At 43.3% G+C, this 11,984-nt stretch carries 16 protein-coding genes; 10 read left to right on the top strand and 6 right to left on the bottom strand.

The annotated features are described in order from the left end of the window. Positions 1–204 precede the first annotated feature (204 nt). Positions 205–825: a transcriptional repressor LexA gene (gene lexA, locus G9F75_RS17380; protein WP_007611720.1), complete on the bottom strand. Its 621-nt coding sequence runs from the start codon at positions 823–825 to the stop codon at positions 205–207. A 155-nt stretch (positions 826–980) separates the two neighbouring features. Between lexA and yneA the strand changes: the two genes are divergently transcribed. The 6 genes from yneA (at position 981) to G9F75_RS17350 (ending at position 5,332) form a co-directional block, all read left to right on the top strand. Beyond that, a complete protein-coding gene (gene yneA, locus G9F75_RS17375; protein WP_003154001.1) occupies positions 981–1,292 on the top strand; it encodes a cell division suppressor protein YneA in 312 nt (103 codons plus the stop codon). Positions 1,293–1,307: 15 nt separating this feature from the next. After that, positions 1,308–1,958: a YneB family resolvase-like protein gene (locus G9F75_RS17370; protein WP_021493418.1), complete on the top strand. Its 651-nt coding sequence runs from the start codon at positions 1,308–1,310 to the stop codon at positions 1,956–1,958. A gap of 68 nt (positions 1,959–2,026) precedes the next feature. After that, positions 2,027–2,260, top strand: coding sequence for a DUF896 domain-containing protein (locus G9F75_RS17365; RefSeq protein WP_003153997.1), 234 nt, complete (start codon positions 2,027–2,029; stop codon positions 2,258–2,260). Positions 2,261–2,426: 166 nt separating this feature from the next. Next, positions 2,427–4,430, top strand: a complete 2,004-nt coding sequence (gene tkt / locus G9F75_RS17360) for a transketolase (protein WP_103526851.1) — start codon at positions 2,427–2,429, stop codon at positions 4,428–4,430. A gap of 151 nt (positions 4,431–4,581) precedes the next feature. Beyond that, complete coding sequence (gene sirA / locus G9F75_RS17355) at positions 4,582–5,028, top strand: sporulation inhibitor of replication protein SirA (RefSeq protein ID WP_021493417.1); 447 nt, start codon at positions 4,582–4,584, stop codon at positions 5,026–5,028. An 85-nt stretch (positions 5,029–5,113) separates the two neighbouring features. After that, entirely contained in the window at positions 5,114–5,332 is a 219-nt protein-coding gene (locus G9F75_RS17350) for a YneF family protein (protein WP_003153994.1), read from the top strand. Positions 5,333–5,405: 73 nt separating this feature from the next. On the opposite strand, the gene G9F75_RS17345 is transcribed toward G9F75_RS17350, so the two are convergent. Next, entirely contained in the window at positions 5,406–5,579 is a 174-nt protein-coding gene (locus G9F75_RS17345) for an aspartyl-phosphate phosphatase Spo0E family protein (RefSeq protein ID WP_012117647.1), read from the bottom strand. A 201-nt stretch (positions 5,580–5,780) separates the two neighbouring features. Between G9F75_RS17345 and G9F75_RS17340 the strand changes: the two genes are divergently transcribed. The 3 genes from G9F75_RS17340 (at position 5,781) to G9F75_RS17330 (ending at position 7,506) form a co-directional block, all read left to right on the top strand. Then, complete coding sequence (locus tag G9F75_RS17340) at positions 5,781–6,488, top strand: cytochrome c biogenesis protein CcdA (protein ID WP_088056486.1); 708 nt, start codon at positions 5,781–5,783, stop codon at positions 6,486–6,488. A gap of 84 nt (positions 6,489–6,572) precedes the next feature. Then, a complete protein-coding gene (locus G9F75_RS17335) occupies positions 6,573–6,935 on the top strand; it encodes a response regulator (RefSeq protein ID WP_007410327.1) in 363 nt (120 codons plus the stop codon). 79 nt (positions 6,936–7,014) lie between these two features. Continuing rightward, positions 7,015–7,506, top strand: a complete 492-nt coding sequence (locus G9F75_RS17330) for a CcdC family protein (protein WP_167409260.1) — start codon at positions 7,015–7,017, stop codon at positions 7,504–7,506. Positions 7,507–7,533: 27 nt separating this feature from the next. Here G9F75_RS17330 and G9F75_RS17325 read toward each other — a convergent pair whose 3' ends face one another. From G9F75_RS17325 to sspO, 4 genes are all read right to left on the bottom strand, one after another. After that, entirely contained in the window at positions 7,534–7,962 is a 429-nt protein-coding gene (locus tag G9F75_RS17325) for a DUF2621 domain-containing protein (protein WP_014418020.1), read from the bottom strand. 233 nt (positions 7,963–8,195) lie between these two features. Then, positions 8,196–8,567 carry an Hsp20/alpha crystallin family protein gene (locus tag G9F75_RS17320; protein WP_007410324.1) on the bottom strand — a complete coding sequence of 124 codons (372 nt, stop codon included), beginning with the start codon at positions 8,565–8,567 and terminating at the stop codon, positions 8,196–8,198. Between the two features lie 94 nt (positions 8,568–8,661). Next, positions 8,662–8,808: a small acid-soluble spore protein P gene (locus G9F75_RS17315; protein WP_003153984.1), complete on the bottom strand. Its 147-nt coding sequence runs from the start codon at positions 8,806–8,808 to the stop codon at positions 8,662–8,664. 29 nt (positions 8,809–8,837) lie between these two features. Next, positions 8,838–8,984 (bottom strand): acid-soluble spore protein SspO, encoded by a 147-nt coding sequence (gene sspO / locus G9F75_RS17310; RefSeq protein WP_021493416.1) that lies wholly within the window; start codon positions 8,982–8,984, stop codon positions 8,838–8,840. A gap of 231 nt (positions 8,985–9,215) precedes the next feature. On the opposite strand from sspO, the gene acnA reads away from it, so the two are divergent. Continuing rightward, on the top strand, positions 9,216–11,942 hold the full coding sequence (acnA, locus tag G9F75_RS17305) for an aconitate hydratase AcnA (RefSeq protein ID WP_017417878.1): 2,727 nt from the start codon (positions 9,216–9,218) through the stop codon (positions 11,940–11,942). Positions 11,943–11,984: the final 42 nt, after the last annotated feature.

The following is an 11,984-nucleotide window of genomic DNA, read 5'->3' as shown; positions in this document are numbered from 1 at the left end:
ACAAATATACAAAGTTGAAAAACGGATGAAAAGTTTCTCTAGGGAAACATTATTAGTTGACTTCAAAAGTGTGATGTCGGATAATAAGAATGTAAGTTTTTCCTCCTTAGCAGATTCGTTTCTTAAGCCAGGGCGAATCTGCTTTTTTTATGCAAAAAAACCCCTCTGTAAGGGGTTTTTTACGATAAATGAAGTTTAATAGAATTAATGTACGGCTCTGAATACGCCGATAACTTTCCCCAAAATGCTTACGTTTTGCAGGATAATCGGCTCCATCGTCGGATTTTCCGGCTGCAGCCGCACATAATTGTCTTCTTTATAGAAGCGCTTAACCGTCGCTTCATCATCTTCGGTCATAGCTACGACGATTTCTCCGTTATTGGCCGTGTTCTGCTGTTTGACGATGACGTAATCTTTGTCAAAAATGCCGGCGTCAATCATACTTTCTCCCATGATTTCTAACATAAAGACATGTTCGCCCGGAGGAACCATCCGGTCAGGAAGCGGAAAATACTCGTCGATATTTTCAACAGCCGTAATCGGAATACCCGCCGTCACTTTCCCGATGACCGGAACGTTTACGACCTGGCTTTTCGGAATTTGGACTTCTTCTTCATCCAATACCTCAATCGCTCTCGGTTTAGTAGGGTCCCGTCTGATCAGGCCTTTTGTCTCCAGCCGCGCCAAATGGCCGTGCACGGTTGAACTGGAAGCCAGTCCTACTGCTTCTCCTATCTCTCTTACAGAAGGCGGATATCCTTTCGTTTTTACCTCTTCTTTAATAAAACGCAGGATATCAAGCTGCCTTTTTGATAGCTTCGTCATATTTCGCACCTCAAAACGTCGATTTTAAGTAGATTATAGCATGATTTTCCTGACAGTACAAACATAGGTTCGAAAAAACGATTGACAGAAACGTTTGTTCGTATATACTGAAAGGTATAAAAAGCGAACAAACATTCTTATTGGAGGTTGTTTACATGGCGAAAGAATCTATTATATTTGTCGGACTGTTTACTGCGATTTTAAGTGCCGCTATTTTACTTGTCTCATGTGCGGGAAATGATCAGTCCCTCAGCCAATATGTTAAAATAAAGGTTCAGGACGGCGATACACTCTGGTCACTTGCGGATCATGTAGCAGAAAAGAAACACATTAATAAAGAAGATTTCATTGAGTGGGTGACGGAGAATAACCATCTCCAAACTGCTGATATAAAGCCCGGAGACGAACTTATTCTTCCGGTTAAGAAGAAGCATCCGGCCGTATATCAGCTGGCCATTGTCAATTAGAGAGGAAAGAGAGAAATGAAGGCGCTCATTTATGCCCGCGTAAGCACAAACAAAGAACAGCAGCAAACGTCATTAAAAAGACAGGAAGAGGAGCTCAGTGAGATCGCTGCTGCAAACGGCATGGAAGTCGTGAAAGTCATTTCTGAGAAAGCCAGCGGTTACGAAATGGACCGCGACGGAGTATTTGAAATGCTTGATGAAATTAAAAAATCACATATTGACGCGATATTGGTGCAGGACGAAACGAGATTGGGAAGAGGAAACGCCAAGATTGCGCTTTTGCATTGCATTTACAGGGAGAACGTAAAGATATATACGACGGCTCATAAAGGTGAACTGGAGCTTTCCGAAGCTGATACGATGGTACTTGAAATCGTCAGTATTGTTGAGGAATATCAAAGGAAAATTCACAATATGAAAATCCGGCGGGGAATGAAAAGAGCCGTGAAAAACGGCTACAAACCTGAACGGAATCTGAAAAACAGGCATGAAAACAGCGGAAAAGAAAAAAAAGAGGTTCCGGTTTCGGAAATTATCAGGCTGAGAGCCAACAAGCTTACCTTTGCAGAAATCGCAGCGACCTTAAGAGGATTCGGCTATGATGTGTCCAAAGCCACGGTTCACCGGCGGTTTCAGGAATATACCGCAGATACAGAAGGCAGCTGACGCGCATCAGTTGTAAAAAAGACTGCGTTTTAGTAGTATATAATCAACACGCACCAAAGGAGCTTATTATGATTTCTAAAGAAAAAATCGCAAGAATTAACGAATTGGCTCAAAAAGCTAAATCAAACACAATAACGGATGAGGAAAAAGCTGAACAGCAAAAGCTTCGCCAGGAATATTTGAAAGGATTCCGCTCCTCAATGAAAAATACGTTAAAGAGCGTAAAAGTGATTGATCCGGAAGGCAACGATGTCACCCCTGAAAAATTAAAAAGAGAACAACAGAAAAATAATCTTCATTAAACAGAAAGAATACGGCAATACGTATTCTTTTTTCGTATATACTAATATCAGGATGTGCTTTACGACAATTTTCAACAAGTTTATCTCAAATTTAAGCTGAAAGAGTTGAGAAAAAGTCAGCATCGCTTTATGATGAAAAGGTACAACAATAAGGAAGGGGATTATAATGGATACAATTGAAAAGAAATCAGTTGCCACCATTCGTACACTATCTATAGACGCAATTGAAAAAGCGAATTCCGGACATCCGGGCATGCCGATGGGAGCCGCTCCGATGGCATATACATTGTGGACGAAATTTATGAATGTAAATCCGCAGAATCCGGGCTGGTTTAACCGCGACCGCTTTGTTTTATCAGCAGGCCACGGTTCAATGCTTTTATACAGCATGCTGCATTTAAGCGGATATGACCTCAGCATTGAAGACTTGAAACAGTTCCGTCAATGGGGAAGCAAAACACCGGGACATCCGGAGTTCGGGCACACAGCCGGAGTAGACGCAACGACCGGGCCGCTTGGACAGGGTATTGCAATGGCAGTGGGAATGGCAATTGCAGAACGCCATCTGGCTGAGACATATAACCGTGATTCATTCAACGTAGTTGATCATTATACATACAGTATTTGCGGAGACGGCGATTTAATGGAAGGCATTTCTTCCGAAGCCGCTTCTCTTGCAGGCCATCTTGAATTAGGCCGCCTGATCGTATTATACGATTCTAATGACATTTCCTTAGACGGCGATTTAGATCGTTCTTTCTCTGAAAATGTAAAGCAGCGTTTTGAAGCAATGAAATGGGAAGTTCTTTATGTTGAGGACGGAAACAACATCGACGAATTGACGGCTGCAATTGAAAAAGCGCGCCAGAATGATAAAAAACCGACTTTGATTGAAGTGAAAACGACAATCGGTTTTGGTTCTCCAAACCGTGCGGGCACATCCGGCGTTCACGGCGCTCCGTTAGGACAAGAAGAGAGCAAGCTGACAAAAGAAGCGTATGCTTGGACGTTTGAAGAAGATTTTTATGTTCCGGAAGAAGTATACGGGCATTTCAATAAAGCTGTAAAAGAAGCCGGCTCGAAAAAAGAACAGGAATGGAATGAACTGTTCGCGGCTTATAAAGAAAAATATCCTGAGCTTGCTGAACAGCTGTCACTCGGCATGAAAGGCGAGCTTCCTAAAGACTGGGATCAGGAAGTTCCCGTTTATGAAAAAGGCAGCAGCCTTGCTTCCCGCGCATCTTCAGGTGAGGTGCTGAACGGGATCGCCAAGAAAATTCCTTTCTTTGTCGGGGGATCTGCTGACCTTGCGGGTTCAAATAAAACGACAATCAAAAATGGAGGAGACTTCACGGCCAAAGACTACGCCGGGAAAAACTTCTGGTTCGGTGTCCGTGAATTTGCGATGGGCGCTGCATTAAACGGAATGGCGCTTCACGGCGGCCTCCGCGTATTCGGCGGCACATTCTTTGTGTTCTCTGATTATTTAAGACCTGCCATTCGTCTGGCGTCATTGATGGGTCTTCCCGTCACTTATGTATTCACACATGACAGTATTGCCGTAGGAGAGGACGGGCCGACTCACGAACCGATTGAGCAGCTTGCTTCTTTACGCGCACTTCCTAACCTTTCTGTGATCAGACCTGCTGACGGAAATGAAACCGCAGCTGCATGGAAGGTTGCCGTTCAAAGCCAAGATCATCCGACAGCTCTTGTATTGACACGCCAAAACCTGCCGACGATTGATCAGCAGGCTGAAGAAGCGTATGCGGGCGTGGAAAAAGGGGCTTATATCGTTTCCAAAGCCCAAACGGAATCACCGGCCGCTCTTCTTTTAGCGACAGGTTCTGAAGTCGGACTTGCGATCGAAGCTCAAGCGAAACTGGCTGAAGAAAACATTCACGTATCTGTAGTCAGCATGCCGAGCTGGGACCGCTTTGAAAAACAATCGGCCGAGTACAAAAACAGCGTGCTTCCTCCGAATGTGACGAAACGTCTTGCGATCGAAATGGGTTCAAGCTTCGGATGGGGCAAATTTACCGGTCTTGAAGGAGACGTTCTCGCAATTGACCGTTTCGGTGCTTCAGCTCCGGGAGAAACAATTATGAAAGAATACGGGTTTACTGCAGAAAACGTGGTTGACCGCGTGAAAAAACTTTTAAACAAATAACGAGACAAAAGAGGATGAGTCAAATCATCCTCTTTTTCCTGTTTATGCGACAAAAATAGAAGGGGCGGCATAACAGTAATAGACAATTCTTTCTTTTCTCCTTTTGTATAATAGAAAGCAATAACGAAGCGCTGTAAAAGGGGATGAGGAAATGGAACGTCATTACTATACGCACCTGATAAAGGATGAGTTTGCGAACCACTACTTCGGGCGGGAAACGGCTATGTTTGAGTTGTTTCGAGACTATCATTGGACAGACCTGACACCCCAGAAATATCAAATGACAGAAAAGCAAGTTCAATATATAACGGAACCGATTCCGGTGATACATATGCATCAGCGTCTCCAGCTGCATTTAAACCGAATGAGTTACAGCCGTTTGGATTCCATTTACCGGCTTACACTGCCCGGAGAAAAGGGCCGCGCCACCTTCATGATGAAAGACAGTTTAATTGAGATTGCAGCTTCGGGAGATTATGAGGCGGAAACGATTTTCTTTGAGATTCTGCGTAAAATCAGCCCCTGTTTTCTTGCAATGGATTTCAAGACACGGCGCTACGGGTGGTTAAATCCGGTCAGAGAAAGAAATTTTGTCTAAAAACGAGGAAAAAGAGATGTAAATGTTGTATAATAGCCTTTGGTTTAGTACACTTTAAACTAGACAACATGAAGGAGGAAATAAAATGACTTTATGGGTTGGCATCCTAGTGGGCGTTGTCGCATTGCTCATAGGTGTTGCACTCGGGTTTTTTATTGCTCGTAAATATATGATGAGCTATTTGAAAAAGAATCCGCCTATTAATGAACAAATGTTACGCATGATGATGATGCAAATGGGAATGAAACCTTCTCAAAAGAAAATTAATCAAATGATGAAAGCCATGAATAATCAAGCGAAATAATACGTACAGATTATGATATAGAGATACATGGTTATAAAAATAAAAAACCCGGAGAGGGTTTTTTATTTTGGCGTCATGTTTCACCCCAACTGCCGGTGTGCAGTTCTTTTTGATATTGTATGAGAAGGTGGTCAAGCTCCTGGCTGAGTTCTATCGTAATGTTTGATGTCATTCCGTTTGTCATGACGATTTTAAGCAGCTCTGCCCGTTTTTTTTCAATTTCATTTAATAGATGCTCTCTAATCACAGGGATATATCCTTTCATACATAAATCTTTCACCTGAGTCGCTATTATTATATCCACATTTATACTGCTTTTCAAATAAGAAGGAGTATAATATCTCGATGTCAAATTAAATTATATAAGCTTTTTCTATAAAAAGTAATCCTTCTCGGGAAAGTGTTAAAAAAATGAAATGATTTTGTCATAACTCGAAGGGAGTGTGTCATCGTGAGTTTTAATTACTTTCTGACGTTTGGGGCCGGATTTCTGTCTTTCATTTCTCCATGCTGTCTGCCGTTGTACCCCGCCTTTTTATCTTACATAACTGGTGTCAGTATGGACGAAGTGAAAACAGAAAAAGTGATGCTGCAAAAGCGCGGCCTCGTGCATACACTTTGTTTTTTGCTTGGTTTCTCCGTGATTTTTATCGCATTGGGATATGGAACTTCGTTTATCGGCAGTTTTTTTACCCAATATCATGAAGCGATCCGCCAGTTTGGCGCCATCATGCTGATCCTTTTCGGGCTGATTACTGCCGGTGTGTTTCAGCCGAAATTCATGATGAAAGAGCGGCGCATTCACTTTAAGCGCCGTCCGGAGGGGTTTATCGGTTCGGTTCTGATCGGTCTTGCGTTTGCAGCTGGCTGGTCGCCGTGCAGCGGGCCCATTTTAGGAGCGGTATTTTCGCTGGCCAATACAAATCCTTCTTCAGCAGTGCCGTATATGTTTTTATATGTTCTCGGATTTGCGATTCCTTTTCTTGTTCTTTCATTTTTTATTACCAGGATGAATTGGATTCGCAAGCATCAGCTGCTTATCATGAAAATCGGCGGCATTCTTATGATTCTGATCGGGGTTATGCTGTTTTTTAACTGGATGAGCTACATTCTGATCGTTCTGTCAAATCTTTTCGGAGGATTTACGGGTCTGTAACGGATTAATAACTTTTGAACTATTATATACCCTTTTGTTTTTGGTACAATAAGACTAGTTAATGTTAAATATGTGGAGGGGAATATGACACGAGTTTTAGTTGTAGATGACGCCAAGTTCATGAGGGTGAAAATCAGAGAGATTCTGGAATCGGCGAATTACACAGTGGCCGGGGAAGCGGCTGACGGTGAGGAAGCTCTGGCAGTATATCAAAAAATCCGTCCCGACCTGGTGACTATGGATATTACCATGCCGGTCAAAAACGGTATACAGGCGCTGCAGGATATTTTAGCTTTTGACCCGAAAGCCCGGATCATCATGTGCACCGCCATGCGGCAGCAGCGGATCGTTCTGGAAGCGATTGAATTAGGCGCTAAAGACTTTATCGTTAAACCGTTTGAAGCATCTAAAGTGCTGGAGGCCGTAGGGCGGGTAACGGGAACGTAAACGTGTTCTCTTTTCAAATTGGTTTTTTTTATGTTTTTGGAGTATAGTATATAGTATCAAACTCCGTGCAAGCAAAGGAATGATAAAGATGATGATTATAATTTCATCCGTTATTGCAGCGGCCATGGCAATTTCCGTGATGATCGTCAGGATTAAATCCTCCGACAAGCCCGCTTCACCTAAAAAAATAATTCTCCCGCCGATTTTCATGAGTACGGGAGCGCTTATGTTCCTTTTTCCGATTTTCAGAGTGACGGGCGAAGAATTTTTGGAAGCCATTACGCTGGGCGTAATCTTCTCTATTTTTCTGATTAAAACATCTAAATTTGAGATTAAAAATAATGAAATCTATTTAAAACGGTCAAAAGCGTTTGTGTTTATCCTGATTGGTTTGCTGGTTATCAGAATCGCTATGAAAACCATTTTGAGCACGACGATTGATTACGGAGCTTTAAGCGGGATGTTTTGGATTCTTGCTTTCGGAATGATTGTCCCGTGGCGCATCGCGATGTTTTTGTCTTACCGCAAACTTTCGAATGAACTGAAGACCGCTGATATTCAGATGAATTAAAACCTTTCCGTCCGCCGGAAAGGTTTTTTATTTGAGCAGGGCTTGATAAGGAGTAAGATCAATCTGTTTTTCACGGAGATGCTTTTTTAAAAATTGATGATCACGCTTAGGAGTGGCCAGTATGTAACCCCTGATGATTAAATCACGGTTTATTTGTTCAGCTTCCTCCGCTAAGGAAAGTTCACCGATTTTTCCGGCGATTTTCGCTTTTGCTACATCCCGAAAGAGCTCCGGCACGGGGGCGACCAATTCATCCAAAAACGCCTTGTCACCCTCATTCCATAAGTGCTTGCTTTTTTCAATATAATAGTCCTGCCAATCCAGTTCTGACCGGCCGTCTTCTTTCGGCAAGCGTTTTAAAAATTTTCGAAACATAAAAAACCCGCCGATAGACAGCAATCCGATCATCACGATGACCCAAAATAAAATAAACCACATAAACCAGCCTTCCAGCATTGTTCTATCTCCTCCTTACTTTAACCATATTGTAAACGAAGACAGAATAGAAGAACACATGAAAAAAAGAATAGAAAAAATGATAGATGTCCAGTCATTCCGGTTGCTAGAACATATTCTATCGTATAGTGATTCTGCTATTTGGCCATGGGAGATTCACTTTGAGGGTATATGACTGATATGACCGGACAAAAAAGCCGCTTCCATTGAGGGATGAAAGCGGTTTTTTTATGTTATAGAGGAAATTGAAAGGAAAAAGAGGCAGGAGTCTCATTTGGCTCCTTGTTCATGGAGACGGTCAGAATATGGTTGGTGAAATCAGTGAAAATATGTTTGTCATTCAGATAAAAAGGAAGCATCATTTGTTTGTTTAACGTCCGTTCAAGCGTTTTAACAGAGAGCATAAACTCATTTCCCGAAAGAGTGACGGTTATCGCTTGCACCTGCTTCAGCGCCGTCAGGTCGGCTTCAATGATATATTGACGGCTTGTTTCATATAGATCGATCGGCAGCGTCTCGTCATACCAAGCATACGGGTCCTCGTAAAACTGCCGCAGCCATTCTTCCGTATCATCAAATTCTTCAGCGTTTTTTGAGTGATTCATGGAAGCATCCCTCCATATTAAAAAGCCTTGCTATAACGTATGCAGAAGCTTTGAATGGGTGAATGGCACAAAAAAACAGACACCGGGGTCTGTTTTACATATCGTGGCTTGTATTATGTTTTTGTCTTGTATGGTTGCGGTTTTTCACTTTTTTGCTTCCGCTCAGCGGTTCCGGCTGGCCGGGGTTATGGCCCTTCGGAGCATTTTTATGCATATCTTTACTCGTATTTTTATTTGTCATGTTAAAGCCTCCTTTTTAAGGTGTTCCGGCTATTGGTTTGTTTTTCTTTTTTTATTGTTCTGCCGTTCTTCTTCCGTCAGGACGAGCTGGTCATTTTCTATATAACCCGCGCCTTTGCCTTGGCTTTTCGCATCATTCATGCCGTTAATTACATGATTGGATTTCCGTTTTACCATGATCATCACCTCAACATTAATATGGCTCTTTACAGCCCGTTGTATGAGGCGGAAAATCGGACAAAATTTACCGAAAATCATACTGATAAGACGATCTTATTGTATTTAATAAAAACATTGATATTTACTTATGTATGATTTTATACTAAGATGAAATTGTGAGAAAATTGTGATGGAATGTGAACATTCATCTAAAGAACGATCTTGATCATTGAAGGGGGATTTTGGAGAATGACAAATCAGCAAAAAGTCGCAACACAAGACGTTTTCCAAGCAAGAAAAACATTTTCTTCAAATGGGAAAACATACAACTACTATTCATTAAAAGCATTGGAAGACGCAGGGGTCGGCAATGTTTCAAAACTTCCTTATTCTATTAAGGTTCTTTTGGAATCTGTTTTGCGTCAGGTAGACGGACGTGTCATTACAAAAGAACATGTTGAAAATTTAGCAAGATGGGGTACTGCTGAATTAAAAGATATCGATGTGCCGTTTAAACCGTCACGGGTTATTCTACAGGACTTTACCGGCGTTCCGGCCGTAGTTGACCTGGCATCTTTAAGAAAAGCCATGGCCTCTGTCGGCGGAGACCCTGATAAAATCAATCCTGAAATTCCGGTTGACTTGGTCATTGACCACTCCGTACAAGTCGACAAAGCCGGTACGGAAGACGCGTTAGCCATTAATATGGACTTAGAATTCGAAAGAAATGCAGAACGTTATAAATTTTTAAGCTGGGCAAAGAAAGCGTTTAACAATTATCAGGCTGTTCCGCCTGCAACAGGTATCGTTCACCAGGTAAACCTTGAGTTTTTGGCAAGTGTCGTTCATACGAAAGAGGAAGACGGAGAACTTGTGACATATCCTGATACATTGGTGGGAACAGATTCCCATACAACAATGATTAACGGAATCGGCGTCCTCGGCTGGGGTGTCGGCGGTATTGAGGCGGAAGCGGGAATGCTCGGCCAGCCTTCATATTTCCCTGTTCCTGAGGTCATCGGCGCGAAACTTGTCGGAAAATTGCCTAACGGAACGACGGCGACTGACTTGGCGCTGAAAGTCACTCAAGTGCTGCGCGAAAAAGGCGTAGTCAATAAATTTGTTGAATTCTTCGGTCCTGGTGTTGCTGAGCTTCCGCTTGCGGATCGTGCGACTATTGCCAATATGGCGCCGGAATACGGAGCGACTTGCGGATTCTTCCCGGTTGACGAGGAAGCACTTTCTTACCTGCGTCTGACCGGCCGTGAAGAAGAGCAGATCGATATTGTGGAAGCATACTGCCGCAACAATGGTTTATTCTATACGCCTGACGCGGAAGAGCCGATTTTTACAGACGTTGTGGAAATTGATCTGTCAAAAATCGAAGCGAACCTTTCAGGACCGAAACGTCCGCAGGATTTAATCCCGCTTTCCGTTATGCAGGAAACGTTTAAAAAACATCTTGTCAGCCCGGCCGGCAACCAAGGATTCGGAGCGGATGCTGCTGAAGAGAACAAAGAAATTTCATTTAAACTTAACAGCGGCGAAGATGCGGTTATGAAAACAGGGGCGATTGCAATCGCTGCTATTACAAGCTGTACGAATACATCAAACCCTTATGTATTAATCGGTGCCGGATTGGTAGCCAAAAAAGCGGTAGAATTAGGCTTGAAAGTGCCGAATTATGTTAAAACGTCACTTGCACCGGGGTCTAAGGTTGTTACTGGATACTTAGTCAACTCAGGCCTGCTTCCTTACATGAAGGAGCTCGGCTTTAACCTCGTAGGGTATGGCTGTACGACATGTATCGGGAACTCCGGCCCGCTTTCTCCAGAGATTGAAGAAGCGGTTGCTAAAAATGATCTCTTGATCACTTCTGTCTTGTCGGGTAACAGAAACTTTGAAGGCCGGATCCATCCGCTTGTCAAAGGAAACTACCTTGCGTCACCTCCGCTTGTTGTCGCATACGCATTAGCAGGCACTGTGAATATCAACCTGAAAACGGATCCGATCGGTGTCGGAAATGACGGACAAAATGTTTATTTCGATGACATCTGGCCGTCCATGGATGAAATCAATTCTCTCGTCAAACAGACTGTTACGCCGGAATTATTCCGCAAAGAGTATGAAACGGTATTTGACGACAACCAGCGCTGGAACGAAATCGAAACGACGGATGAAGCGCTGTATAAGTGGGATCAGGATTCCACTTACATTCAAAACCCGCCGTTCTTTGAGGAAATGTCTGTAGAGCCGGGAAAAGTTGAGCCTTTAAGAGGACTTCGCGTTGTCGGCAAATTCGGCGATTCCGTGACGACTGACCACATTTCTCCGGCCGGAGCGATCGGAAAAGACACACCGGCGGGCAAATACCTGCAGGAAAAAGGCGTTTCTCCTCGTGACTTTAACTCTTACGGCTCACGCCGCGGAAACCATGAAGTCATGATGAGAGGAACATTCGCCAATATCCGCATTAAAAACCAAATCGCACCGGGTACAGAAGGCGGATACACAACACATTGGCCTACCGGGAAAGTGACATCTATTTATGATGCCTGCATGCGGTATAAAGAAGATAAAACGGGTCTTGTCGTCCTGGCCGGAAAAGATTACGGAATGGGCTCTTCACGTGACTGGGCTGCAAAAGGAACAAACCTGCTCGGCATCAGAACAGTCATTGCCGAAAGCTTTGAAAGAATTCACAGAAGCAACCTCGTCTTCATGGGTGTGCTGCCGCTTCAGTTCAAACAGGGTGAAAACGCGGATACACTCGGCTTAACCGGTAAGGAAGTCATCGAGGTGGATGTTGATGAATCTGTACGTCCGCGCGACTTGCTGACTGTCAGAGCAATCAGTGAAGACGGTACGGTAAAAACATTTGAAGTTGTTGTCCGTTTTGACAGTGAAGTGGAAATTGATTACTATCGCCACGGCGGCATTTTACAAATGGTGCTTCGCGATAAAATGAAACAGTAGCAGAATGAACAAAGGAGAGAAAGCAGTCTGCTTTCTCTCTTT

It is taken from the genome of Bacillus sp. EKM208B, from assembly GCF_011800725.1.
Taxonomy (GTDB): domain Bacteria; phylum Bacillota; class Bacilli; order Bacillales; family Bacillaceae; genus Bacillus; species Bacillus velezensis.
This window is presented reverse-complemented; position numbering and strand designations above follow the sequence as displayed.